The sequence below is a fragment of the Burkholderia torrens genome (genome assembly GCF_984668525.1).
The window spans coordinates 2,217,002-2,241,642 of the sequence record NZ_OZ480212.1; the positions used below are offsets into that span (position 1 = coordinate 2,217,002).

Genomic DNA, 24,641 nt, shown 5'->3' on the forward strand with positions numbered 1-24,641 from the left:
GATTACACGCCCGCGAGCTGCAGCCGGTTCGCATGCGTGCGGATCACCGCGACCGGATCTTCCGCATACGCGCCGCGCACGCCGAGCAGCTGGTTGATCTCATCGATGTGGTTCCACTTGTAGCGCGTGCTCAGCACCTTGCCGTACAGCGCGCTGCACTGCGACACGAGCCCGTCGTTCTGGCCCGAGCCGCGGTTGATCATCACCGCGCCGGTGCCGAACAGCGCGAGCGTCGACGGATCGAGCGCGTTGGCGGGATCGACGAGCGGAATGGTGCTCGTGTCCTGCGCCGCCGTCACGCCGAACAGCGAGAGCGTCGGCTGGATCGCCGTGCCGGCCCACGAATACAGCAGATGCGTGTTGCCGCCGACCGTTTCCGTCGGTGCGCCGGTCTGGCAGCTGCCCGGTGCGCCAAGGCCCGCGCTCGGATAGTTCCGGTTGTAGGTCGCCGCCTGCGCGGTCGTCAGCGTCTTCAGCGATGCAAGCGCGTCCTGGTTCGTGTTGTGACTGCTGCTCGTCAGGATTCCGAATACATTGACGAACGCGGCAATCACCGTCGACGACAGCCCGGTCGGATCGTACGCGAGCACGCTCTGCACGAAGTCCGCGAACTCGGAGCCGCGATGCGGCGTGCCGATCGTCGTCACCGACGCGACGAGGTCGGGCGCGACGGCCGCGACATAGCGCGACGTCAGCCCGCCCTGGCTGTGGCCGACGAGATTGACCTTGGTCGCGCCCGTCGCGGCGAGTACCGTCTTCACGTAGGCGAGCAGCTGTTCGCCGCGCCCGTTCGGGCCGTCGTCGCTCTGGAAGCCCGACAGGTTCGCGACGTAGACGGTCGCGCCGTGCTGCTGCAGATCCTCCTGGATGCCGTACCAGTACTCGAGCACGCCGGCGTACTTGTCGGTGCCCGTGAGCCCGTGCACGAGGATGATCGGATAACGCGTCGCCGCGTAGTTGTCGGCGGGCGCGGTCGCCGCCACTGCCGATTGTGTCGTCGCGAGCGTCGTCAGCGCGGTCGTCCCCGCGAACGGCGCGACGCTCATCGCGCATGCCACTGCCCCTGCCATTACCCTGGAACGCATCGATCTGGCCATGCATGTTCTCCTGATTATTGTGCTGCCGGTGCGAATGACACCGGATCGACACGCACGCTGCATCGCGCGCCGTGTGCGTCGAATGCGGGAGTGAATCACGAGTCGCGAACGTTTGCCCCCTGACTAGATACGGTTCTCTAATCGGTTGACGCGCCCCGCCCGTTCGGGCGGGGCCGCGTTCATGCGCGTGCATGCTGCAATGCACACGTGCCGTGCGCTACAGCTTCGCGCTCACGCGCACCCAGGCGGTCCGGCCCGGCTCCATCACCGGCGCGTTCGCCGGATAGCCGAAGCCCGCGTTGCCGGCGAGGTTCAGGTGCTCGGTGTAGGCCTTGTTCAGCACGTTGTCGACGCCGACCGAGATCTGCACGGTCTTGCTGACGTTGTATTGCGTATGCAGCGACAGCACGCCGAATCCGGCGCTCGGACCGAAGTCCTTGCCGACCACGTTGCCCTCGTTCAGCGCATAGCGATGCTGCGGCGCAACGATCCGCCACAGGCCGCCGGCCGACCATGCCCCGCGCGTGTACTCGAGCCCGATACGCGCCTCGAGCGGCGGCATCTGCGGCAGCGGATCGCCGCTCGCCACGTTACGCCCCCACGCATACGCGAGCGACGTCTCGACGCGCAGCGGCGCAACAGGCCGCCACGACACGCCCGCTTCACCGCCCATGATCTGCGCATTCACGTTGGTCGCCTGCGTGGTCGGGCCCATCATCCCGGCCGCATAGTTGAACAGGATGAAGTCCTGCACGTAGCCCGCATACGCCGACACCCATGCATCGAACCGGTCGCTCTTGTACTGCGCGCCGATGTCGACCTGCGTGGTCTTCTCCGGCTGCACCGCCGAGAACGCGTTGACCGAACCGGCCGGCCCGCGCTTCGCGGAGAACAGCTCCCAATAGTCGGGATAGCGCTCCGCATGTCCGATCCCGGCGTACCACGTGACGGGCAGCGACGCGAGATCGCGCTCGTAGCGCACGAAGCCGCTCGGCAGCACGCGCGAGCGATCGTCGTCGAAGGTCGGGTTCGGCTTGCTCGTCATCATTCCGCTCGTCATCGCGCGCTTGTCGCGAGCGCTCGCATAGTCGATGCGCGCGCCGCCGATCACGCGCGACACTTCGCTCGCATACCACGTCAGCTCTCCGAACGTGCCCGCGTTCCACATCGTCGCCTGCGCATCCCACGGCTGGTCGCGGTAGTCCTGCCGCCCCATCGACGAACGCGAATCGAGCCGGTTCGATTGCGCGTCGACACCCGTCACGAGCTTGAAGTCGTCGCCGAAACGGAACGTCGCGGCCGCGCGCGCACCGACCGTGCGGCGCCGCACGTCGGCCGCCATCCGCATCGGCATGCTGCTGGCCGGGTCGGGCTGCCGCAACGTGTAGTTGTCCATCACGTGATCGGCTTCGTTGTAGTACACGCGCGCCTCGATCCGGTCGAGCACGTCGCCGAGGTGCCGCTTGTCGAACGACAGCCCGAAGGTCTCGCGGCGGAAATGCGCGCCGTCCATCCCGCGGCCCGCGTAACGCGCATAGCCGTCGCCGGTACCGGCGGTCAGCTCGACGCGCGTGTGGTCGTCGGGCGTCCAGCCGAGCGCCGCGTCGGCATTCCACTTGTCCCACTGCGACGGCACCGTGTTGCCGTTGCCGTCCTTGTAGTCCTGCGAATGCGCGTGGTTCGCGGTCACGCGGCCATAGACGTCCGGCGTACCGGCCGTCAAGTCGATGTTCTGGTCGTTGCGACCGAACGACCCGCCGACCAGGCTGCCGTCGAAACGCATGCCCGGACGCTCGAAGCGCGGCGTCACGCGCTCGAACAGCACGGTGCCGGCCGACGCGCCGGGGCCGTACAGCACGGACTGCGGACCCTTCACGACGGTGACCTTGTCATAGCTTTCCGGTGCGATGTACGACGTCGGCGCGTCCATCCGGTTCGGGCATGCGCCGAGTGTCGGCATCCCGTTCGCCAGGATGTTCAAGCGCGAACCGAACATCCCGCGCAGCACGGGGTCGCCGTTCGTGCCGCCGCTGCGGATCGACGTGAAGCCGGGGATCGTCTTCAGGTAATCCGCGCCGTCGCTGGCGGGCAGCGGCTGGCGCGGCGCCTTCGGATCCGTGACGACGACGAGCGGCGTGGACAGCGGCGACGCGACGACTTCGACGGGCGGCAGCAGCGCGGCCGACTCGTTCACGGGCGCGGCGTCCGCACGCGCCGTTTCGGCCGCCGCGGCGCTCGCTGCCAGCGCGCCGGCAGCGAGCGCAGGAACGGTAAGTTTCAACATGCGCGGCACGCGCCGCGCACAGGCATTGCGTGACGCCCGCGGCGCACGCAACTGGAATTTGGTCATGATCGAAAGCCCGAGTGACGCCCTCCACGCGGCCGCGACGGGCCGCACGGATATCGGCGGTAGTAAGAACGGATGACAGCGCGTCAGGCGCGCTCGGGCGGTGCGCGTGGATACGCGCGCGGATAGCGGTCGGCGCGCGCCGCGACGGAGGACGGCGCGGCGGCGGACACGGAAACGGCGGGGATGGCAGCGAACGATGCGGCGGCAGGCGCGCCGATCGCGGGGCTGTGGGCGAAGAAACCGCAGTAGCCGCACGCGTCGAGATGCAGCGCGTGATCGTGCACGCTGCGCGTATCGGCCGACCGATGCGCACCATGCTCTGCACTACAGACGATGGCGTCCGGCGTGGTGGCTTGCGCGATGCGCCACTGCGACACCAGCGGCGCCGCGATCGCGATCCAGATCGCGAGCACGCCGAGCCAGGCGGTCAGGTGACGATGTCGGTGCAGCATGCGCGGCGGCGAGTAAGCGGAATGTAAAAGCAGCCGAGATGTTACAGAATGTTCAACGTGATGACCAGCCACCCGTGCCGGTAAACAGACCGGGGGCGCATGGTTGTCAGCACAACCATGCGCCCCCGCCGGCGAAATGCGCCCGGAACGCGGCGATCAGGGTGCCATGCGCCGCAGCACGTCGTCGCGCCGGATGAAATGGTGATACAGCGCGGCCAGCGCATGCAGGCCGATCACGAAGTAGAACGCGTTGCCGATCAGTTCGTGCGCCTCCTTGATCGTCGGCCGCAGCGCCTTGTCGGGGCCGAACAGCGTGAACGACACGCCGAGCCAGTCGAGCGACACCGGCTTGCCGCCCAGGTTGATCATCATGATGCCGAGCAGCGGCTGCGCGATGATGAACACGTAGAGCGCGAGATGCGCGAGCCTCGACAGCCAGCGCAGCAGCGCCGCCTGCGGAATGGCTTCCGGCACGCGGCTGACGGCGCGCCACAGCACGCGCAACACCGACAGCACGAGCACGAACGTGCCCGCGGTGAGGTGCACGTTCATCCAGAACACGCGGCTGTCGCTGCCTTTCGGGCCGCGGATCTCGATGGCCAGGTAGGCCAGCGCCACCAGCACGAAGATGGCCCAGTGGAAGAAGATCGCGGGCGAGCTGTAGCGCGTCTGTTTCGCGAGGATGTTTCTCATGCTTCGTCTCGTGTGTCGTATGCGGGAAGGAGCGCGGGCGGCAACCGCCCCTGCGCCCGGCCAGGCTTTCGCGATTGTAGCCGCACGGGCGTCCGGTTTTACGCGGCGCGGTCAAATATCCGACGAATCGGCGGCGCGCCCCCGCGCGCGCCCCTCATATGGAAAATCCGCATCGCGCGCGCAAGCGGCTGTGGCACGATGAAGCTTTGGTGCGACGGCGCGCGGGCATCATGAGCAAAGCGTTCTTCGTTGCGGCCTATCGGCTGACCGCCGCGTTGCTCGCGGTGTCCACGACCGTGCACAGCATCGCCGACTACTGGCACCTGCCGAACTTCCATCTCGGCAACTATCTCAGCTACTTCACGCAACTGAGCAGCCTCTACGCGGCCGCGATGCTGGCCGCGGGGCTGTGGCGCATCGCGCGCCCCGGCTCGGCCCGCTACGAATCGATGCGCGGCGCGGCCGTGCTGTACGTGCTGATCACCGCGATCATCTACGAACTCCTGCTGGCGCGGCCCGATGCGCTGCGCCACGTCACGCCGGCGTTCAACAACTGGGTGCTGCACCGGATCGTGCCGCTCGTGATGCTGTGCGACTGGCTGTACGTGGAGCCGCGCCGGCCGATCGCACGCAGCAGCGCGTTCGCCTGGCTCGGTTTTCCGCTCGTCTATCTCGGCTATACGCTCGTGCGCGGCGCAGTGGAGAACTGGTACCCCTACCCGTTCGTCGATCCGCGGCCGCACGGCTACCTGCCGGTCGCGATCCAGTGTTCGCTGATCGCGCTGGGCGCGGCGGCGCTCGCATTGGGTATCCGATGGCTCGGCAATCACGCGAGACAGTCCGGTACCGCGACACTCAAGGAAGGATGAAGGCGGGAGCGTGTGCGCCGCCCGGCGCACACGCGGTACTGCGGGTCGTCAGCCGCCGTTGCGCGGCAGGAAGTTCATCGGATCGACGACCTTGCCGTTCTGGCGGACTTCGAACTCGAACGTCGAACGGCCGCTCGCGTCGGTGCCCATTTCGGCGACCGGCTGGCCCTGGCGCACCGCATCGCCTTCGTTGACGAGCAGCTTGCCGTTGTGCCCGTAGGCCGTGATGAGGCCGTTGTCGTGCTTCAGGATCACGAGCGGGCCGTACGCCTTGACGCCGGACCCGGCGTACACCACGCGCCCGTTCGCCGCGGCCCGCACCGAGTGGTCGGGGCCGGATGCGGCGATCACGATGCCGCGCGCCTTGCCTGCCGCGAACGGCGTCGCGACGACGCCCGTTGCCGGCCACGCGAGCGAGCCCGGCGCGGCAGACGGCTGCCCGGGCGACGGTGCGGCAGACGGCGGCGCCACGCGCAGCACCTGGCCGGGCGACAGGGCGTCGGTCGGCGCCATGTGGTTCCAGCTGGCCACGTCCTGCACGCGTTGCCCGTAGGCGCTCGCGACGCTCGCGAGCGTATCGCCCGGGTTCACGCGGTAATAGCCGGCGATCACGCCCGGCGTCGCAGCCGACATCGGGGTCGACTGGCGCGCCGGTTGCCAGCTGTCAGTCCACGGCGTCAGCGTACAGCCCGACAGCGCGACGGCTGCGGCGACGAGCGCCGCCTGCGGCAACCAGCGCGTCAGCGCATCGTGGATGGGAATAGTTTCTCTCAAGGGTCCTCCCGGATTTGCGTCGTGGCGGCGCCCACCGCCCCCCGGTGTGCGCCGCACGATGTCCGGCCGAACGGCCGGACCAATCAGTATCCGACCGCTCTCGCGGCCGTCAGTTTCCACAGCGGAACGTCGGTGCGAATGGGCTCACCGGCCCCTTTTTCGCACTTTTCAGTGTCGCTCCGACCGGCAAAGATACCATTTGTCGCGGTCAGGACTGCATCGGCTGCCTGTTGCGGCAACAATCTTGCAGTGCCGCATGGGTGCGGCGGCGGCCTGCGAGCCGCGCCGCGCGGGTTTTCGGCCCGCGCCGCCGCGCGCGCCAGTCGTCTCGCCCCCGTCACATTCCCCTCTTCGATCGCCGCCTATACTCGATGACGCAGCGCGCGATCCAACGACAACGAGGAGCATGACAATGAACAACGCGACGTTTCTTTCCGTGCAGCTTGACGCCGACGATTTCGCCGGCTCCAGCGGCCTGGTCGAATTGCTCAACCGGCACCTGCTGTTCGCGACCGATGTCGCCGAGGCGGCCGATGCGCTCGTCCAGCTGGCGAGCGTCGCGCACATGACGGGCGCCACGCGCCACAGCGTCGAGCTGCCGGTCCTCGCGATCGAACGGCTGCGCGACGCACTCGACACGCTGAGCGGCTACGACGAAACGTGGCTGCAGGTACTGGAACCGGCCGAAGCGCTGTTCCGCGATATCGGGCGCGGCCGCCGCCCGCTGCATTGAGCGCCGGCGCGTCACGCGCCGCCAATGAAAACAGCCCGCCGTTCCGCATGACGGAACGACGGGCTGTTTGTACTACAGGGGGTCGGATCCGGCCGTCGGAGCGGCCGCACCATTAACGACCCTTGTAGACCGGTGCGCCGTCAGCGATACGCTTGACTTGCCAGCCGGTCTTTGCAACAGCCGGTGCGCCCGCAGCCGGTACGCCCGATTCTTGCGCGGCGGCCGGTTGCGCGCCGTAGCCGGTCGTGTCGGCAGCGGCAACGTTTTGTTGCGGGTTCAGACGTGCTTCGGCAGCCTGGATGCCTTCCGGGTAGTTCGTGCGGTCGCTGCCCAGCTTGTAGCCGGCCTGCTGGACGGCGACGAGATCGGCCTTCACCTGTGCACGGGTGACGGGCGCGTTCTGTTGGGCGAACGAGACGGCGGGAACGGCGAGGACAGCAGCTGCAGCGAACGTTGCGATCAGCGATTTCATGATTACCTCCGGGATTTTTTTGCTCCGCCGCACACACCATGTCTGCAGCGATGGAACAGAGTTTAGTCCCGGCAGCACCTAGGGAAAACCATGAAAGAACGAAAACACTGTTTCCCCGGAGCCAACAATGTCGGCATCCGGGATAGAAAAACCCTATTCAAAGAATAGATTTTCGCAACAATGCTGCCCCCGCGGGCCGGTTATGACCAGTTCGCGTGGAAGCTGCCCGGCTTGTCGGTACGCTCGAACGTGTGCGCGCCGAAGAAGTCGCGCTGCGCCTGCACGAGGTTCGCCGGCAGCCGCTCGGAACGGTAGCTGTCGAAGTACGCGACCGCCGACGCGAATGCCGGCACCGGCACGCCGGCCTTCACCGCGGCGACCACGACGTCGCGCAGCGCCGTCTGGTAGTTCGCGGCGATGTCCTTGAAGTACGGGTCGAGCAGCAGGTTCGCGAGCGCCGGGTCCTTCGCATAGGCGTCCGTGATCTTCTGTAGGAAGCGCGCGCGGATGATGCAGCCCGCGCGGAAGATCTTCGCGATCGTCCCGAGATCGAGGTTCCAGCCGTACTCTTCCGATGCCGTGCGCAGTTGCGCGAAGCCCTGCGCGTACGAGATCACCTTGCTCAGGTACAGCGCGCGGCGCACCGCCTCGACGAACGCGGCACGGTCACCGTCGAACGGTGCGGCGGCCGGGCCCGACAGGATCTTGCTGGCCGCGACGCGCTCGGTCTTCAGCGACGACAGCACGCGCGCGAACACCGACTCGGTGATGAGCGGCAGCGGCACGCCGAGATCCAGCGCGTTCTGGCTCGTCCACTTGCCGGTGCCCTTCTGCGCGGCGCGATCGAGGATCACGTCGACGAGGTGCTTGCCGGTCTCTTCGTCCTTCTTGCCGAAGATCTTCGACGTGATCTCGATCAGATAGCTGTCGAGTTCGCCCTGGTTCCATTCGGTGTACACCGCGCCGAGCTCGTCGTTGGTCAGGCCCGCGACGTCCTTCAGCACCGAGTAGCTTTCGGCGATCAGCTGCATGTCGCCGTATTCGATGCCGTTGTGGACCATCTTCACGTAGTGGCCCGCACCGTCCGGGCCCATGTAGGCGACGCACGGCTCGCCGTCCGACGGCGCCTTCGCGGCGATCTGCTTGAGGATCGGCTCGACGAGGTCGTACGCGTCGCGCTGGCCGCCCGGCATGATCGACGGGCCGCGCAATGCGCCCTCTTCGCCGCCCGACACGCCGGTGCCGATGAAGTGCAGGCCCGATTGCGCGAGTTCCTGGTTGCGGCGGATCGTGTCGGTGAAGTGCGTATTGCCGCCGTCGATCAGCACGTCGCCCTTCTCGAGCAGCGGCTTGAGCGACGCGATCGTCGCATCGGTCGCTTCACCGGCCTTCACCATCATCAGGATCCGGCGCGGCGTCTCGAGCGACGCGACGAACTCCTCGAGCGTATAGGTCGGCACCAGGTTGCGGCCGGGGAATTCTGCGATCAGTTCGTCGGTTTTCTCGCGGCTGCGGTTGTACACCGACACCGCGTAACCGCGGCTCTCGATATTGAGTGCGAGATTGCGGCCCATCACCGCGAGCCCGATCACACCGATTGCTTGCTTGCCCATTAGTCAATTCTCCGGAAAAAACGGGGCGCGACCCGAACCGGGCCGCGCGCACAGGCGAAAGGATAGTGGAAACCCGGCGTCGATGCGCGCTTGCGTGTCATTGCTCCGCGTGCGGCAGCCGCCGGAACACGACGCTCAGGTTGTTCGCCGGCATCTCGACGACCTCGATGCAGTCGAGCCCGCGATCGAGGCCCAGCGCGACGACGGTCTCGAGATCGCGCACGCCCCACGACGGGTCGCGGCTGCGCAACTGCAGGTCGAAGGCCTCGTTCGACGGCGCCGTGTGCCGGCCTTCGCGACGGTACGGGCCGTACAGGAACAGCACGCCGCCCGGCCGCAGCAGCCGCGCCGCGCCCGCGAACAGCGCTTCCGTGCAGGCCCACGGCGAGATGTGAATCATGTTGATGCAGACGATCGCGTCGAGCGCCGCGACCGGCCACGCTGCCTCGCGCACGTCGAACGCCAGCGGCCCGGCGACGTTCGCGAGGCCCGCATGCGCGACCCACGCGGCGATCGAGTGCCGCGCCTGTTCGTCGGGATCGCTCGGCTGCCAGTGCAGGCCCGGCAGGGCCTGCGCGAAATGGACGACATGCTGGCCGGTGCCACTCGCGATCTCGAGCACGCTGCCGCTCGCCGGCAGTACGCGGCGCAATACGTCGAGGATCGGCCCGCGGTTGCGTTCGGCCGCGGGCGCCAGCAACCGCGCGGAGGGATCGGGCGAAGCGGTGGCGCCGGTCACGATGCATGCTCCAGGGTGTCATCGCCAAGACCCAGACGGGCCGTCAGTGCGTCGAGCGCCGGTGCACAGCGCGCCTCGATCTTCAGCGTCAGCATCGGATCGGCGCGCGTATGGCCGAGATTGAGCGCGGCGACCGGCTTCTGCTGCGCCTGTGCCCACACGCAGAAGCGGTAGCCGGAATACACCATCAGCGACGACCCGACGACGAGCAGCGCATCGGCCGCGTCGAGCGCCTGCGACGCCAGCGCCACGCGTTCGCGCGGCACGTTCTCGCCGAAGAACACGACCGCCGGCTTCAGCAGGCCGCCGCACGCAGGGCACGCCGGAATGCGGAACGTGTCGAGCGCGGCCCATTCGAGGTGCGCGTCGCCGTCCGCCGCCGGCTCGGCCTGCGCGCCGAGCAGTTCGGGATTGTCGGCTTCGAGCACCGTCTGGATCGTCGCGCGCGCATGGTGCGCGCCGCATTCGAGGCAGGTCACGCCGTTGATCCCGCCATGCAGCTCGATCACGTCGCCACTGCCCGCGCGCTGGTGCAAGCCGTCGACGTTCTGCGTGACGAGACGCCCGATCCGGCCCGCGTCGCCGAGCTGTGCCAGCGCGACGTGCGACCTGTTCGGCTGCGCGCGGCCGACGACGGGCCAGCCGATCATGCTGCGCGCCCAGTAGCGTCGCCGCGCGGCATCGGAGCCGAGGAATTCGTGGAGCTGGATCGGTGGCGAGCGCATCCACTGGCCGTTGCGATCGCGGTAGCCCGGAATGCCGGAATCGGTACTGATGCCGGCCCCGGTCAATACGAGCAGGCGCGGATGACGCTCGACGAACGCATGCAGCGCATCGAGCGCGGCCGGGTCGACGCCAGCGGTTGAGGGGTCGTGCAAGGCTTTGTCGTTCATGTTGGCAACGCGTGATCGGGCGCTCCGGCAGGCTCGTGCGACCGCACGAGCGGCCCGCGCGCCAGCACATGATACAGAACGCCGCACGATCCGGCCGACGGCCCCGGTGCAAAACCGGCGCACAAAAAAAGACGCCCATTCGCCGCTCGGCGATGGGCGCTTCAACAATTGATCCATCGGGGTAGTGGATCAACTGACAGCACAAAGTTGCGACGGCCGCCATGCGGCCACCGGTGAACGCTTCCCCTGAACTACGCGTGTTCCGCGATGCTGCACGCTGCGTTGCGCCGCCGGCTCTTCCGTGCGATCCCGGTCATGTCCGCCACGCCGCGACGGGCGGCATGCGAACGCATCCGCTGCGCGACGACTCGCGTTGCGCTACGGCATGACGATCCGGGATCCAGGCCGGAGCCATCCGCATGCATTCGGAGACTCATCCCCGACGGCCGGCCGTCGCCGGTCGGCCTCGTGCGTCAAACATGCACGTGTCGCTCAGAACGAACCCGATTGCTCGGATGGAACGGAAAGCCGCGCGCTCACGTCGCCGCAATCAACGGCGAAGCGAATATTCGGGCAGGTCGGCGATTCATGTTTGCAACACGCCACGTTGCGATTCGGTCTCTTTTCATTCTCTTGTCCCCGTTTCTGATATGTCCGACCCACTGAAGCGATCGTCGGGCCGACTGCGCCCTGCAATCACACTCACGGCCCGTACAGATATGCAAGGAGTGCACCATGCGTCGCGCCGCAAGGCCCCGCGGGCTCCTGCAAGGCCTCCGGAAGGGATCGCGCACCGTCAGGAAGCGCGAATGTTTCGAAACTGAAACGGCCGCCGGCACGACGATGGCCGGCCATGCGTGCCGTCGAGCGGCAGCGGCCCTCCGACGTCGGCGCCGAACTCGGCCTCGCGCCGTGCGACGTGTCGCCGCGATTCGCGTAGCACCGGAAACGGCGCATGCCGCGCGGCTCACGCCGTGCGCAAACACGCTAGCATTCGGACACGGAACACCGCGCCCCCCTCTGCATCGCCTCCAAGGATCCGACATGACCACGCCCGCCCCTGCCCGCCTTGACGCCGCCCGCCGCGTCTTTTCGGACGGACAGCTGTCGATCGGCCTCACGCTGCCGCTGCTGCGCAGCGGCCACGTCGTCGCCGACTTCAACGAGCAGCTCGAACTCGCCGAACTGGCCGATACGCTCGGCTTTCGCGCGCTGTGGATTCGCGACGTGCCGTTGAACAGCGCCGATTACCCGGACCCGGTCGGTCATCTCGACCCGTGGGTGCTGCTCGGCGCACTGGCGGCGCGCACGCACCGGATCGCGCTGGCGAGCGGCGCGATCGTCCTGCCGCTGCGTCATCCGCTGCATATCGCGAAAGGCGCGCTGTCGGTCGCGACGCTGTCCGGCGGACGCTTCATTCTCGGGCTCGGCTCCGGCGACCGGCCGCCCGAATATGCGGCGTTCGGCGTCGATGCGGAAACGCGGCGCGACCGCTACCGTGCACACTGGGATGTCGTCGCGGCCGCGCTGGGCGTGCCGTCCCGCGTACTGCCCGACGAAGCACCGCCCGATGGCCCCGAATTCATGCTGCTGCCGCGCGGCAGCGACGCGGTGCCGATGCTCGCGGTCGGCTCGGGCGGACAAAGCGTCGACTGGATCGCGCGGCACTCGATCGGCTGGATGACGTACCACCGCGATCCGGACACGCAACGCGCACGCCATTCGATGTGGCGCGCGGCGGTCGACAGGCTTCCGGCGCCGGAATTTCGTGCGTTCGGCGTGTCGATGCGACTCGACCTCGCCGCGGATCCCGACGCATCGGCCACCGCGCTGTCGCTCGGCTACGCAACCGGGCGCCGCGCGTTGGTCGACATCCTGCAGGACATGCGTGCGGCGGGCACGCATCATGTCACGCTGAACCCGGGATCCGACCGGCCCGTGCGCGAGGTCATCGAGGAAATCGCCGAACATGTGCTGCCGATATTTCACGACGAACAGCGATAATTCATCAGGAATCCGAATGCGTCCGGCGCGTCGTGCACGATCGGGCGAATGCCCATGTTGCAACGCACTGCGCGGCTCCGGCGGAGAACGGGCGTTACAAGCACCTTACGATTCAGCGAGGCACCCTCTTCCTCCCGACCGTCGGACCATCTGGAGCCTGCATCAGGCATTTGCCGCCGCGAACACCCGCGCCACCTCGCCCATGCCTGATTCGAATGGTCGTCGACGGAACTATTCGGTTCCGGTCGCGATCATGTTAACTTCCGTCCATCGTTCAGCCCCGCGGGCCGCGCGCCGATGCGCCCCCGCACGCCTACTCCATGCGACATTTCCTCCTCGGCTGGCTGCTTGCCGCCGTCGTGTCGGCCGCCCATGCGGCCGCGCCCGCCCCGGCCGCTGCGCCGGCCGCCTCCGGCACCGCGCCCGCGCTGACGCCGCAACAGGCCCGGCAGGCACTCAATGTGCTCGAAAACCCGCGCGATCGCGCGCAGGTCGAAACGACGCTGCGCGCGATCGCGGCCGTCGGCGTATTGAGTGCGCCCGCGGTCGCCGCCAGCGAAACGGCCGCAGCCAGCGGCGCATCGGCGGCCGCGGCCCCGACTGCGCTCACGTCGAACGGGCTTGCGTCGATGCTCGTCCGCCAGGGGTCGCGCTGGGCTGTCGAAATCGGCGGCGCGCTGAAGGAATCGCTGCGCTCGCTGCTCGATGTCGGCTCGGTCGGCAACTGGTGGCATGACCGGCTGGTGCGCGCGGACCAGCGCGCCGATCTCACGCACGCGATCTGGATCATCCTCGCCGTGCTCGTGCCGGCACTTGTCGTCGAATGGTTCGCGAAGCGGCTGCTGCGACGCGCGCTGGCCGCGGTCGCCGCACGACGCGCCGATACGTCGCGCCCCGCCGCGCCTGATTCCGCCACCTCCGACGACGACCACGCGCCGCCGGACACATCCGGCCCGCCCGGCGCCACCGACGCTGCCGAAGCTGCGCCCGCCGCGTCGCAAAGCCGCGGCCACGCGCGACGTCACTCCACGCTGCTGTACCGGATGCCGCGCGCGCTCGTCAGCCTCGCACTGCGCGCGGTGCCGCTGCTCGTGTTCGTCGGCGTCGCGAGCCTGACGATGTCGCTGATCGGCGACACGGGCACGCCGGTCGAATCCGCGCTCGAAGCGCTGATCGACATCTACGTGATCTGCCGGCTCGTCACGATCGTCAGCCGGCTGTTCTTCCAGCCCGATGCGCGGCAGTTGCGGCTGCTGCATATCAGCGATGCATGGGCCGATTTCGCGCAGCGCTCGATCGCGCGGATCGTGATCGTGGTCGGCGCGTGCACGGCCGCGGTCGAGATCGCCGCCAGCTTCGGCCTCAGCGAAGCCGGTCACGTCGCGCTGCTGAAAGCCGTCGCGCTCGTCGGGCACGTGATGATTTCGGCGCTGATCCTGCGGTGCCGCCAGCCGGTCGCCGCGCGGATTCGCGCGGCCGGCGCGGACCGTCCGACCTTCGCCGTGATCGGCAATGCGCTCGCCGACGCGTGGGCGCCCGTGTCGGTCTTCGTCGTGATGGCGCTGTGGTTCGTGTGGGCGCTCGACGTCCACAACGGCTATCGCGTGCTGATCACGCTCGGCGGCCGCTCGATCGCCGTGATGATCGGCATGCGGATGGTGTCGATCGTCGTGTTCGGCGCTCTCGCGCGGCTGTTCCAGGGCCGCGATGAAGACCGCACGCTCGTTCATCTGCACGCGTACCGCTATTACCCGCTGCTGCGCCAGATCGTATCGGGCGCGATCGGCATCGTGACCTTCGTGCTGCTGCTGCAGACCTGGGGCGTGCCGGTCTTCCGCGCGTTCGAGACCGGCACGATCGGCCACCGGCTCGCGTCGGCATTGGTGACGATCGCGATCGCGGCGCTCGTCGCGCTCGTCGTGTGGGAAGCCGCGAACATCGCGATCGAGCGCCGCCTGCAGCGCTGGACGCGCGAAGGCAACCTGGTGCGCGCCGCGCGGCTGCGCACGCTGCTGCCGATGCTGCGTTCGCTGCTGTTCGTGATGATCGCGCTCGTCGTCGTACTGACAGGCCTCAGCCAACTCGGCGTGAACGTCGGCCCGTTGCTGGCCGGCGCGAGCATCTTCGGCGTCGCGCTCGGCTTCGGCTCGCAGAAGCTCGTGCAGGATTTCATCACCGGAATCTTCCTGCTGATGGAAAATGCGATGCAGGTCGGCGACTGGGTCACGCTTGCCGGCGTGTCGGGCACGGTCGAATACCTGTCGATCCGCACCGTGCGGCTGCGCGCGGGCGACGGGTCGCTATATACGATCCCGTTCAGCTCGGTGACGACCGTCAACAATACGAATCGCGGGCTCGGCAACGCGGCCGTCAAGGTCAGCATCGCGTACGGCGAGGACATCGATCGCGCGATCGCGACGCTGAAGGAAATCGGCGCCGCGTTGCGCGACGATCCGAAGTACCACGACGGTATCCTGTCGGACTTCAGCTACTGGGGGATCGACCAGGTCGACGGCGCAGCGCTCGCGCTGGCCGGACAGATGCAGTGCACGGACTCGGCGCGCTGGAGCGTGCAGCGCGAATTCAACCGCCGGATCGCTGAAACGTTCCGCGAACGCGGCATCCGGATCGCGAATCCGCAGCGCAGCGTCGTTGCCTATGCGGACGGATCGCGGCCTGCAGGCGTCGATGAAGGCGACAACCCCACCGACATCGGCAACGCGACCGAAACGGCAGCCCGGCCGCCGTCGCCCGGCAACGGGGAGCGCAAATCGGGCTGACGGTTCGACGCGCGTGACGCGCCGTGCTCAACGCGCGGCGGGCTTCCTTGCGCGTGCCGTGCTTTTCGCCGCGGGGGTTGCCGTCCCCGGTTTCGCCGCGCGTTTCGACGCGGCGGCACCCTGCCCGCGCTTCACCGCGCTTTGCGCACCGGCCGCCAACGCGTCGCGCTGCGCGTGCCATTGCTCGAGCAGCACGCGCGTCTGGTCGGCGATCGTGTCGGTCACCAGCGCCGCACGCTCGCCGTCGAACGCTTCCCATTCGAGCAACTGCAACGCCGAACGCTGCGCGATGTGGAATACCGTCAGCTGCCCGAACAGGCTCAGCGCGCGCAACCGCGTGACGGGATCGTCGGCCGGCCGCCCCGAAATGCGGCCGATCAGCTCGGCGCTCACGTCGTTCAGCGGCTTGCGCATGCGCTTCATCAGGATTTCGCTCGCACTCGCCGGCTCCTGGCCGCCCTGCTCGCGCGCGAAGAACATCCGCTGGTTCATCGTCTTCGGCGCGGTGAACATCCGGTCCGACAGCGCACGCAGCAGCCAGATGAATGCATCGATCAGCGCGTCGACGCTCGCCTGGCCATCGAGCATCGCCCGCGCATGGCCGACCGCCGGCGCGAACACCTGCCAGCCGTTCTCGGCGATCGTTTCGACGCACGCGCGGTACACGCCTTCCTTGTTCTCGAAGTAGTACTGGAGCGCCGGCGCGTTCACGCCCGCCATCGCGGCGATCTCGCGCGTCGACGCGCCCGCGAACCCGCGTTCGCCGAACAGTTCGATTGCCGCCTCGATGATCCGCTGGCGCGTTTCGTCGCCGCGCGCGTAGCCGCCCGCCGACGTACGGCGCAGCTTCTTCGCTTCGTTCATGCCTGCCTCGTCATTCGATCGATCGACATTCTACTTGACACAATTTTAGCAACTGGAATAATTCTTCCACTTGGAATAAATTGGATCCCGTATGTCGACGCTGCAAGACCCGACACAGAAAGTAGATCGTCAGGAAAACGGAACAACGCCGCGTAACCGACGCGGCGGATCGAAGCGGCGCATCCTGCTCGCCGTCGCCGTGCTTGCAGCCATCGGCGGCGCGGTCTGGCTCGGCCGCTGGTGGACGGTCGGCCGCTTCATCGAAAGCACCAACGATGCGTATCTGCAGGCGGACAGCATGGCCGCCGCGCCGAAGGTCGCCGGCTACGTGACCGACGTCTACGTGCACGACAACCAGGCCGTGAAGGCCGGCGATCCGCTCGTGCGGCTCGATGTCCGCCAGTACCAGGTCGCGCTCGCGCAGGCCCTGGCGACGGTCGACGCCCGCCGCGCGGATATCGCGCGCGCCGAAGCCGACATCAGCCAGCAGCACGCGAATCTGGAACAGGCCGATGCACAGGCGAAGGTGTCGCGCATCAACTCGCAGCACGCCAGCGACGAGTACACGCGCTATGCGCCGCTCGCGGCGACCGGCGCGGAAACGCACGAACGCGTGGCCGACCTGAAGAGCACGCGCGACCAGGCCGCCGCGACGCTGGCCGCGAACAATGCGTCGATCGCCGCCGCGCGCACGCAGATCGCGTCGTTCACCGCGCAGCTCCAGCAGGCACGCGCGCAGCTCGAGGCCGCACAGGCCAGCGCCGCGCAATCGCAGCTCGATCTCGACAACACGATCGTGCGCAGCACGCTCGCCGGCCGCGTCGGCGATCGCACGGTGCGCGTCGGCCAGTACGTGCAGCCCGGCACGCGGCTGCTGACCGTCGTGCCGGTCGACTCGATCTATCTCGTCGCGAACTTCAAGGAAACGCAGATCGGCAACATGCGCATCGGCCAGCCCGTCGAGCTGCATGTCGATGCGCTGCCGGACGGCGCGCTGGCCGGCGTCGTCGACAGCTTCGCGCCCGGCACCGGCGCGCAGTTCGCGCTGCTGCCGCCCGAAAACGCCACCGGCAACTTCACGAAGATCGTCCAGCGCGTGCCCGTGCGCATCCGCCTCGATTCGAACGCGCGCGCACAACGCATGCTGCTGCCGGGGCTGTCGGTGACGGTCGACGTCGACACGCGTTCGGCCCGCGACGAGAAACGCCATGGCTGATACGTCCGCCACGATGCCCGCGCCGCCGCACGAGGGCCGCGCGAGCGTCACCGACTGGATCGCGGTCGCGGCCGGCGCGCTCGGCGCGCTGATGGCGACGCTCGACATCTCCATCACGAACTCCGCACTGCCGCAGATCCAGGGCGAAATCGGCGCGACCGGCACCGAAGGCACGTGGATCTCGACCGGCTACCTGATGTCGGAAATCGTGATGATCCCGCTCGCCGCCTGGCTCACGCGCGTGTTCGGGCTGCGCAACTTCCTGCTGACGAACTCCGCGCTGTTCATCGCGTTCTCGATGATGTGCGGCTGGTCGCATTCGCTGCCGATGATGATCGCCGGCCGGATCGGCCAGGGCTTCACGGGCGGCGCTTTGATCCCGACCGCGCAGACGATCATCCGCACGCGGCTGCCGCTGTCGCAACTGCCGGTCGGGATGACGCTGTTCGGCCTGATCGTGCTGCTCGGGCCGCTGTTCGGCCCCGTGCTCGGCGGCTGGCTCGCGGAGAACGTGAACTGGAGCTGGTGCTTCTTCCTGAACCTGCCCGTGTGCCTGCTGCTGATGGCGCTGCTGGTGTTCGGGCTGCCGTCGGACCGCCCTCAATGGCATTCGTTCTTCAACGCGGACTGGCTCGGGATCTTCGGCCTCGCGATCGGCCTGAGCTCGCTCACCGTCGTGCTCGAGGAAGGCCAGCGCGAACGCTGGTTCGAATCGCAGATGATCGTCACGCTGAGCATCGTGTCGTTTGCGGGGATGGTCCTGATCGCGCTGTCGCAGCGCTTCGCGAAACGGCCGATCATGCGGCTGTCGCTGATGCGCAACCCGCGCTATGCGAGCGTGATCGTGATCGTGTCCGCGGTCGGCGCCGGGCTGTACGGCGTGTCCTACCTGCTGCCGCAGTTCCTCGCGATCGTCGCCGGTTACAACGCGGAACAGGCCGGCGCGATCATGCTGCTGTCGGGTCTGCCGGCCTTTCTCGTGATGCCGATCCTGCCGCGCCTGCTCGGCAAGGTCGATTTCCGCATCCTCGTGATCTCGGGGCTGCTGCTGTTCTGCCTGAGCTGCATGCTCGACATCAGCCTGACCGCGCAGAGCGTCGGCCATGACTTCGTGTGGTCGCAACTGATCCGCGGCGTCGCGCAGATGCTCGCGATGATGCCGCTCAACCAGGCGTCGATGGCGGCCGTCGCGCGTGAAGACTCGGGCGATGCGGCCGGGCTCTACAACATGGCGCGTAACCTCGGCGGCTCGATCGGGCTCGCGATCATCGGCACCGTGATCGACCGGCGCACGACCTTCCATACGGCCGCGCTCCGAGAATCGGTGACCGCGAACTCGCTGATCGGGCAGGACCGGCTGTCGGCCTATGCGGCCAACTGGTTTTCACACACCGGCGACCTCGCGTATTCGAACATGCGCGCGCTCGGGCAGCTGGCGCAGCAGATCCAGATCCAGGCCGTCGTGATGACCTACTCCGAAACCTTTTATCTGCTGGGCCTCGCACTGCTCGCCTGCGTACCGCTCGCACTGCTGCTGAGAACGCCGCGCGGCCCGCAGCCGATGTCGTCCGGCCATTGAACCGTCTTACGCGATGAAACCCTTCTCCCTGCCCCGCCGCCCTGCGCTCACGCTGTGCGCGGCCGCGTGCCTGCTTGCCGGCTGCACGGTCGGCCCCGACTATCGCGGCGCGCCCGCCGCACCCGATGCGCCGACCTTCGTGCGCGCGCCGGCCTCCGGCATCGACACCACCGCGCCCGCACCGAGCGCGTGGTGGCTCGCACTGAACGATCGCCAGCTCGACGACCTGATCGCCGCCGCACTCGTGTACAACCCCGACCTGCACGCGGCGCAGGCGCGCTTGCGCGCGTCGCGCGCGCAGCTCTCGCAACAGCGCGCGGCGCAGTTGCCGAAAGCGTCGGCCACCGTCGCGGCCATCCGCATGCGCGAACCGGACGTCAGCGCGCTCGGTTCGCTGCTGCCGTCGAACGGCTCGAACCAGTCGGGCGGCACGTCGCCGTCGCTGGGCGGTTCGGGACCGCTGCAACTCTATTCGGCGGGTTTCGACGCGACCTGGGAAATCGACCTGTTCGGCGGCACGCGTCGTGCAGTCGAAGCGGCATCCGCACAGGCCGAAGCCGTCGACGCCGATCTCGCCGATACGCAGGTGTCGATCGCCGCCGAAGTCGCGAACGCCTACGTCGACCTGCGCGACCAGCAGCAACGGCTCGCGCTGTCGCAGCGCACGGCCGGGTTGCAGCAGAAGATGCTCGAACTCACGCAACAGCGCCGCGCACGCGGCGTCGCGGCAGATGTGGACATCGAGCGCCTGACGACGCAGGTCGAGACCACGCGGGCGTCGCTGATCCCGCTCGACGCGCAGGTGACGGAATCGCTCGACCGGCTCGCGATCCTGACGGGGCGTGCGCCGGGCGCGCTGGATGCCGCATTGTCGACCGCGGACGCCCCGCTGCCGACGCTGCCCGGCAACGTCGCGATCGGCGATCCGGCCGCGCTGCTGAAGCAGCGCCCCGACATTCGCGCGGCCGAGCGCCGGCTCGCATCGAGCAACGCGCAGATCGGCGAGCACGTGGCCGACTATTTCCCGAAGGTCACATTGCTCGGCGATCTCGGCTTCAGCGCGACGGACCCCGGCCACCTGTTCCGCAAGCAGAATTTCACGTGGGTCGGTGCACCGTACCTGCAATGGAACATCCTCGACTTCGGGCGCACGCGCGGCGAGGTACGAGCGGCCGAAGCGTCGCGCGACGAAGCGGAAGCGAATTACCAGAAGGCCGTGCTCGGTGCATTACAGGATGCCAACACCGCATTGCAGCGTTACGGGCACCAGCGCGAGCATGTCGTTGCGTTGACGAAGGTGCAGACGTCGGCCGTGCATGCGCGCTCGCTGATGGACGAGCGCTATCGCGCGGGCGTCGCGTCGATGATCGACCTGCTCGATACGCAACGCGAAGCGCTGTCCGCGCAACAGAACGTGATCGCCGGGCAAGCCGAGCTGATCAAGGACTACGTGTCCGTGCAGAAAAGCCTCGGGCTCGGCTGGCAGGCGAACGACGGGTAACCGGTGCCGGCGCGCATGATGCACGATCGGTGCATCACGCGCGCCGCAACAACTCATTGCGCGCGCAACAATACTGGTTCATTTCGTCCGCAACGAGCGGGCCCGCGCCGCTTCGACCCCTCGGCTATCGAAAACATATCGAATATCAATTAGCCAATCATCTGACGATCTCTTCTAATTCAGTCGGCTTCCCCACCACCGATCGGATTCAAGGAGTTCCATCGTCATGTCCTCATCCTCCCATCGCGTGCTGCGGCACGCAGTCGCCGCGATCTGCGTTGCCTTCTCCGCTTCCCCGTACGCCGCCGAACTCACGCGCGACACGGGCGCGCCCGTCGGCGACAACCAGAATTCTCAGACGGCCGGCCCCGCCGGCCCCGTGCTGCTGCAGGACTCCGCGCTCATCGAGAAACTGCAGCGCTTCGATCGCGAGCGCATTCCGGAACGCGTCGTGCACGCGCGCGGCACCGGTGCATTCGGCGAGTTCGTGCCGAGCGCCGACATCTCCGACCTGACGAAAGCGAAAGTCTTCACGCCGGGCACCCGCACACCGGTATTCGTGCGCTTCTCGACCGTGATGGGCTATCGCGGCTCGCCCGAACAGGCGCGCGATCCGCGCGGCTTCGCGGTGAAGTTCTATACGCAGCAGGGCAACTGGGACATGGTCGGCATCAACTGGCCCGTGTTCTTCATTCGCGACGGCATCAAGTTCCCCGACTTCGTTCACGCGAACAAGCCGAGCGCCGTGACCGGCGTGCAGGACCCGAACCTCGCATTCGACTTCTTCGCGCACACGCCCGAAGCGACCCACATGCTGACGAGGCTGTACACGAACGAGGGCATGCCCGATTCGTATCGCCACATGGACGGCTTCGCGGTGCACGCGTTCAAGTTCGTCAATGCACAAGGCGACGTGCACTACGTGAAGTTCCACTGGAAGAGCCAGCAAGGCGTGCACGGCCTGCGTCCGCAAGAAATCGCCGCGTCGATCGGGCGCGACTGGAACCTGATGACGAACGACCTGTACGGCGCACTGAAGCAAGGCGATTTCCCGAAATGGGACCTGTACGTGCAGGTGCTCACACCCAAGGACCTGAACCGCTTCGACTTCGACGCGCTGGACGATACGAAGGTATGGACCGGCGTACCTGAACGCAAGATCGGCACGATGACGCTCAATCGCGTGCCCGACAACTACTTCCAGTCGACCGAGGAATCGGCGTTCGCGCCGTCGCGGCTCGTGCCGGGCATCGAGCCGTCCGAAGACCGGATGCTGCAGGATCGCCTGTTCGCGTATGCCGACACGCAGATGTACCGCCTCGGCGCGAACTACATGGACCTGCCGATCAACCGCCCTGTCGTGCCGGTTGTCAACAACAACCAGGACGGCAAGATGAACGCGGGCGACCGCAAGGGCGAGGTGAACTACGAGCCGTCGACGCAGCACGAACTCGCGCAGGATCCGCAGTACAAGTCCGTGCGCATGGCGCTCAACGGCACGACGCAACAGGAAGCGATCCGCAAGAAGCTGCTGTTCCGCCAGGCCGGCGAGTACTACCGCAGCCTGTCGCAGCAGGACAAGGACGACCTCGTCACTGCACTGTCCGGCGATCTCGGCCAGGTGAAGAATGCGCAAAACCAGTACGCGATGCTGTCGTACTTCTACAAGGCCGATGCCGACTACGGCACGCGTCTCGCGCAGGCCGTTCACGCGAACGTACAGCAGGTGCAGTCGCTCGCGGCGAAGCTGAGCGAGAACTGATCCCGCGACATCGGTCGCTGCCGACGTGCGTTGCATTGCCGCGCACGTCGGCCCGACTTTTCCATCAGGACATCCCCATGCGACCCGAACGCTTCACGCACACGATCCGCGCGGCCGCCATGACCGTGGCGCTGGCCGCGCTCGCCGGCTGCGCGCACCTGCCCGACCAGCCTGCTTACGGCAAGGCCGATCCCGCCTCACTGCGCCGCTATGACGGCGACTGGTTCGACGCCGCACGCGTCGGCCGCGTCGACATCCTGCGCGCGCTGCATGACGCCGGGTATCCCGTCGACGCCGCCGACAGCCACGGCTATACGGCCGTGATTCTCGCGTCCTACGACGGCCAGCCTGCCGCGCTCGACTACCTGTTGTCGGCCGGCGCCGATGCATGCGTTGGCGACCGCCACGGCAACACGGCGCTGATGGGTGCGCTCTTCAAGAACGAACCCGACATCGCACGCCGCCTGATCGACACGCGCTGCCCGATCGACCAGACGAACGGCGCCGGCGAAACCGCGCTGGGGTTCGCGACGCTGTTCAATCGCTTCGAGCTGATTCCGCTGCTCGTCGCGCACGGCGCGAATCCGAACCATGTCGATCGGCGCGGGCAGTCGCTGCTTCAGCTCGCACTGACACACGACAACACCTACGCTGCGGATGCGCTGCGGCAAGCCGGAGCCAGGCAGTAGCACGCGCTACGGATCAACCGTCCGAACGATGCGAACGCGTCGAGCAGCCGGCAGAAGCTGATCCGCTCTAGATCGCGGGGCCCGATTCCGTACCGCGCCCAACAGCCCCCCTCGCCCCCCGTCGCCGCCGGCACTTCGTTGCTGAGCCGGTCGTCATCGATCACGTCGCGGTCGATCCTCGTCGACCGGACCGACCGGCGGAATGCCGACGACACCGCACGCATGACACGGCGCCACGCCCATTCGTCCGACCATTGAGACGCCCGCCGCCCCTCTTTTCGCTTCCTTTCGCGGGCTCCATCGAATCTCCACCTTTCCGCATAAAAGCCCCCAACTAACCCAAGCAAACTCCGACCCGTCAGAGCAGGCAGTGGGCTGCCTGCGTTTCCTGGAGTCGCTATGAAGAATCAGAAACGATGCTGCTACAGCGCGGTATGCGCGCTGGTGGCGGCAATGCTGGCGGGTTGCGGGCCCGCCGAACAGCAGGCCGCCGCACCGGCCACGCCGGTCGCGGCCATGACCGTGGCCGCCACGCGCCTCGACGTCACCGAGGACCTGCCGGGCCGCGTCGCGGCCGTGCGGGTGGCCGAGATCCGGCCGCAGGTGAGCGGCATCGTGCAGCGCCGGCTGTTCGAGCAAGGCACCGAAGTGCGCATGGGCCAGCCGCTGTTCCAGATCAACCCGGCACCGTTCAAGGCTGAAATGGACACCGCCGCCGCATCGCTGCAGCGTGCGCAGGCCGCGCTCGAACGCGCGAAGGTGCAGACGGCCCGCTTCAAGCCGCTCGTCGAAGCCGATGCGATCAGCCGCCAGGTGTACGACGACGCCGTGTCGCAACGCGACCAGGCCGCCGCCGATGTCGCGCAGGCCCGCGCGACGCTCGCGCGCCGCCAGCTCGACCTGAAATTCGCGACCGTTGAAGCGCCGATCGCCGGCCGCATCGACCAGGCGCTCGTGACCGAAGGCGCGCTGGTGTCGAGCAGCGACAGCCAGCCGATGGCGCGCATCCAGCAGATCGACCAGGTCTACGTGGACGTGCGCCAGCCGGCTGCGTCGCTCGAAGCGCTGCGCGGCGCGCTCGCCTCGCAGCCGCAAGCGTCGGACGCCAGCGGCCTACCGGTCGACGTGCTGCGCGACGACGACACGCGTTACGACGTCAAGGGCCGCATGCTGTTCTCGGGCGTCAACGTCGATCCGGGCACCGGCGACGTGCTGCTGCGCGTGCTGGTCGACAACCCGAAGCGACAGTTGCTGCCGGGCATGTACGTGCGTGCCCGCATTCCGCGTGCGCACTACGCCAACGCGGTGACGGTGCCGCAACAGGCCGTCGTGCGCGCCGGCGGCAAGCCGCAGGTGTGGGTGCTCGACGCGAAGGGCACCGCGCATCTGAAGGCCGTCGAGGTCGGCGAACTGACGAACCGCAGCTACCGCATCAAGTCGGGCCTGCAGGCCGGCCAGAAGATCGTCGTCGAAGGCATGGAACGCCTGGTCGACGGCGCGCCGGCCGCCGCGACCGACTGGAAGTCGCCTGACGCGGCTGCCACCGCGTCCGCGCACTGAA

The 24,641-nt window shown here is 67.8% G+C and carries 20 protein-coding genes; 10 read left to right on the forward strand and 10 right to left on the reverse strand.

Going from position 1 to position 24,641, the window contains the following annotated elements; genetic code table 11:
* Positions 1-2 precede the first annotated feature (2 nt).
* The 4 genes from AC5LXX_RS26180 to AC5LXX_RS26195 all read right to left on the reverse strand — a co-directional run bounded on the left by AC5LXX_RS26180 (position 3) and on the right by AC5LXX_RS26195 (position 4,592).
* Positions 3-1,097 carry a triacylglycerol lipase gene (locus AC5LXX_RS26180; protein ID WP_493411566.1) on the reverse strand — a complete coding sequence of 365 codons (1,095 nt, stop codon included), beginning with the start codon at positions 1,095-1,097 and terminating at the stop codon, positions 3-5.
* Between the two features lie 217 nt (positions 1,098-1,314).
* Positions 1,315-3,447, reverse strand: a complete 2,133-nt coding sequence (locus AC5LXX_RS26185; RefSeq protein ID WP_493411567.1) for a TonB-dependent copper receptor — start codon at positions 3,445-3,447, stop codon at positions 1,315-1,317.
* Between the two features lie 83 nt (positions 3,448-3,530).
* Positions 3,531-3,899 (reverse strand): DUF2946 domain-containing protein, encoded by a 369-nt coding sequence (locus AC5LXX_RS26190; RefSeq protein ID WP_493411568.1) that lies wholly within the window; start codon positions 3,897-3,899, stop codon positions 3,531-3,533.
* A gap of 156 nt (positions 3,900-4,055) precedes the next feature.
* Positions 4,056-4,592, reverse strand: a complete 537-nt coding sequence (locus tag AC5LXX_RS26195; protein WP_493403575.1) for a cytochrome b — start codon at positions 4,590-4,592, stop codon at positions 4,056-4,058.
* A 230-nt stretch (positions 4,593-4,822) separates the two neighbouring features.
* Between AC5LXX_RS26195 and AC5LXX_RS26200 the strand changes: the two genes are divergently transcribed.
* On the forward strand, positions 4,823-5,461 hold the full coding sequence (locus tag AC5LXX_RS26200) for a Pr6Pr family membrane protein (RefSeq protein ID WP_493411569.1): 639 nt from the start codon (positions 4,823-4,825) through the stop codon (positions 5,459-5,461).
* A gap of 48 nt (positions 5,462-5,509) precedes the next feature.
* On the opposite strand, the gene AC5LXX_RS26205 is transcribed toward AC5LXX_RS26200, so the two are convergent.
* The gene (locus tag AC5LXX_RS26205) at positions 5,510-6,235 is read right to left on the reverse strand and encodes a peptidoglycan DD-metalloendopeptidase family protein (protein ID WP_493411570.1); all 726 of its coding nucleotides are present in this window, start codon (positions 6,233-6,235) and stop codon (positions 5,510-5,512) included.
* Between the two features lie 412 nt (positions 6,236-6,647).
* Here AC5LXX_RS26205 and AC5LXX_RS26210 point away from each other — a divergent pair, with 412 nt between their 5' ends.
* On the forward strand, positions 6,648-6,968 hold the full coding sequence (locus AC5LXX_RS26210; RefSeq protein ID WP_124446555.1) for a hypothetical protein: 321 nt from the start codon (positions 6,648-6,650) through the stop codon (positions 6,966-6,968).
* Positions 6,969-7,080: 112 nt separating this feature from the next.
* Here the strand turns inward: AC5LXX_RS26210 and AC5LXX_RS26215 are convergent, their stop codons facing one another.
* From AC5LXX_RS26215 to AC5LXX_RS26230, 4 genes are all read right to left on the reverse strand, one after another.
* Positions 7,081-7,440 (reverse strand): DUF4148 domain-containing protein, encoded by a 360-nt coding sequence (locus tag AC5LXX_RS26215; RefSeq protein ID WP_493411571.1) that lies wholly within the window; start codon positions 7,438-7,440, stop codon positions 7,081-7,083.
* Between the two features lie 200 nt (positions 7,441-7,640).
* Positions 7,641-9,053 carry an NADP-dependent phosphogluconate dehydrogenase gene (gnd, locus tag AC5LXX_RS26220; RefSeq protein ID WP_027791098.1) on the reverse strand — a complete coding sequence of 471 codons (1,413 nt, stop codon included), beginning with the start codon at positions 9,051-9,053 and terminating at the stop codon, positions 7,641-7,643.
* A 97-nt stretch (positions 9,054-9,150) separates the two neighbouring features.
* Positions 9,151-9,792 (reverse strand): DUF938 domain-containing protein, encoded by a 642-nt coding sequence (locus AC5LXX_RS26225; protein ID WP_493411572.1) that lies wholly within the window; start codon positions 9,790-9,792, stop codon positions 9,151-9,153.
* Complete coding sequence (locus AC5LXX_RS26230) at positions 9,789-10,685, reverse strand: NAD-dependent protein deacetylase (RefSeq protein ID WP_493411573.1); 897 nt, start codon at positions 10,683-10,685, stop codon at positions 9,789-9,791. The genes AC5LXX_RS26225 and AC5LXX_RS26230 overlap by 4 nt, the downstream gene beginning before the upstream one ends.
* Before the next feature lie 1,044 nt (positions 10,686-11,729).
* Here AC5LXX_RS26230 and AC5LXX_RS26235 point away from each other — a divergent pair.
* Both AC5LXX_RS26235 and AC5LXX_RS26240 read left to right on the forward strand, forming a co-directional pair.
* Positions 11,730-12,689 carry an LLM class oxidoreductase gene (locus tag AC5LXX_RS26235; protein ID WP_493411574.1) on the forward strand — a complete coding sequence of 320 codons (960 nt, stop codon included), beginning with the start codon at positions 11,730-11,732 and terminating at the stop codon, positions 12,687-12,689.
* Positions 12,690-13,009: 320 nt separating this feature from the next.
* Positions 13,010-15,469, forward strand: coding sequence for a mechanosensitive ion channel family protein (locus tag AC5LXX_RS26240; RefSeq protein ID WP_493411575.1), 2,460 nt, complete (start codon positions 13,010-13,012; stop codon positions 15,467-15,469).
* A gap of 27 nt (positions 15,470-15,496) precedes the next feature.
* Here AC5LXX_RS26240 and AC5LXX_RS26245 read toward each other — a convergent pair whose 3' ends face one another.
* Entirely contained in the window at positions 15,497-16,333 is an 837-nt protein-coding gene (locus AC5LXX_RS26245; RefSeq protein WP_493411576.1) for a CerR family C-terminal domain-containing protein, read from the reverse strand.
* A gap of 91 nt (positions 16,334-16,424) precedes the next feature.
* Between AC5LXX_RS26245 and AC5LXX_RS26250 the strand changes: the two genes are divergently transcribed.
* From AC5LXX_RS26250 to AC5LXX_RS26275, 6 genes are all read left to right on the forward strand, one after another.
* The gene (locus tag AC5LXX_RS26250; protein ID WP_493411577.1) at positions 16,425-17,549 is read left to right on the forward strand and encodes an HlyD family secretion protein; all 1,125 of its coding nucleotides are present in this window, start codon (positions 16,425-16,427) and stop codon (positions 17,547-17,549) included.
* A complete protein-coding gene (locus AC5LXX_RS26255; protein ID WP_493411578.1) occupies positions 17,542-19,128 on the forward strand; it encodes an MDR family MFS transporter in 1,587 nt (528 codons plus the stop codon). Before AC5LXX_RS26250 ends, AC5LXX_RS26255 begins: the two co-directional genes overlap by 8 nt.
* A 13-nt stretch (positions 19,129-19,141) precedes the next feature.
* Positions 19,142-20,629 carry an efflux transporter outer membrane subunit gene (locus AC5LXX_RS26260; protein ID WP_493411579.1) on the forward strand — a complete coding sequence of 496 codons (1,488 nt, stop codon included), beginning with the start codon at positions 19,142-19,144 and terminating at the stop codon, positions 20,627-20,629.
* 226 nt (positions 20,630-20,855) lie between these two features.
* Entirely contained in the window at positions 20,856-22,391 is a 1,536-nt protein-coding gene (locus AC5LXX_RS26265; protein WP_124446535.1) for a catalase, read from the forward strand.
* 77 nt (positions 22,392-22,468) lie between these two features.
* Positions 22,469-23,080 (forward strand): ankyrin repeat domain-containing protein, encoded by a 612-nt coding sequence (locus AC5LXX_RS26270; RefSeq protein WP_493411580.1) that lies wholly within the window; start codon positions 22,469-22,471, stop codon positions 23,078-23,080.
* A 399-nt stretch (positions 23,081-23,479) separates the two neighbouring features.
* Complete coding sequence (locus AC5LXX_RS26275) at positions 23,480-24,640, forward strand: efflux RND transporter periplasmic adaptor subunit (protein ID WP_493411581.1); 1,161 nt, start codon at positions 23,480-23,482, stop codon at positions 24,638-24,640.
* Position 24,641 lies beyond the last annotated feature (1 nt).

Bases quoted from the DNA above. Each gene is read 5' to 3' on its own strand.
- AC5LXX_RS26180 (WP_493411566.1), bottom strand. From the start codon at position 1,097: ATGGCCAGATCGATGCGTTCCAGGGTAATGGCAGGGGCAGTGGCATGC.
- AC5LXX_RS26185 (WP_493411567.1), bottom strand. From the start codon at position 3,447: ATGACCAAATTCCAGTTGCGTGCGCCGCGGGCGTCACGCAATGCCTGT.
- AC5LXX_RS26190 (WP_493411568.1), bottom strand. From the start codon at position 3,899: ATGCTGCACCGACATCGTCACCTGACCGCCTGGCTCGGCGTGCTCGCG.
- AC5LXX_RS26195 (WP_493403575.1), bottom strand. From the start codon at position 4,592: ATGAGAAACATCCTCGCGAAACAGACGCGCTACAGCTCGCCCGCGATC.
- AC5LXX_RS26200 (WP_493411569.1), top strand. From the start codon at position 4,823: ATGAGCAAAGCGTTCTTCGTTGCGGCCTATCGGCTGACCGCCGCGTTG.
- AC5LXX_RS26210 (WP_124446555.1), top strand. From the start codon at position 6,648: ATGAACAACGCGACGTTTCTTTCCGTGCAGCTTGACGCCGACGATTTC.
- AC5LXX_RS26215 (WP_493411571.1), bottom strand. From the start codon at position 7,440: ATGAAATCGCTGATCGCAACGTTCGCTGCAGCTGCTGTCCTCGCCGTT.
- gnd (WP_027791098.1), bottom strand. From the start codon at position 9,053: ATGGGCAAGCAAGCAATCGGTGTGATCGGGCTCGCGGTGATGGGCCGC.
- AC5LXX_RS26230 (WP_493411573.1), bottom strand. From the start codon at position 10,685: ATGAACGACAAAGCCTTGCACGACCCCTCAACCGCTGGCGTCGACCCG.
- AC5LXX_RS26235 (WP_493411574.1), top strand. From the start codon at position 11,730: ATGACCACGCCCGCCCCTGCCCGCCTTGACGCCGCCCGCCGCGTCTTT.
- AC5LXX_RS26240 (WP_493411575.1), top strand. From the start codon at position 13,010: ATGCGACATTTCCTCCTCGGCTGGCTGCTTGCCGCCGTCGTGTCGGCC.
- AC5LXX_RS26245 (WP_493411576.1), bottom strand. From the start codon at position 16,333: ATGAACGAAGCGAAGAAGCTGCGCCGTACGTCGGCGGGCGGCTACGCG.
- AC5LXX_RS26250 (WP_493411577.1), top strand. From the start codon at position 16,425: ATGTCGACGCTGCAAGACCCGACACAGAAAGTAGATCGTCAGGAAAAC.
- AC5LXX_RS26255 (WP_493411578.1), top strand. From the start codon at position 17,542: ATGGCTGATACGTCCGCCACGATGCCCGCGCCGCCGCACGAGGGCCGC.
- AC5LXX_RS26260 (WP_493411579.1), top strand. From the start codon at position 19,142: ATGAAACCCTTCTCCCTGCCCCGCCGCCCTGCGCTCACGCTGTGCGCG.
- AC5LXX_RS26265 (WP_124446535.1), top strand. From the start codon at position 20,856: ATGTCCTCATCCTCCCATCGCGTGCTGCGGCACGCAGTCGCCGCGATC.
- AC5LXX_RS26270 (WP_493411580.1), top strand. From the start codon at position 22,469: ATGCGACCCGAACGCTTCACGCACACGATCCGCGCGGCCGCCATGACC.
- AC5LXX_RS26275 (WP_493411581.1), top strand. From the start codon at position 23,480: ATGAAGAATCAGAAACGATGCTGCTACAGCGCGGTATGCGCGCTGGTG.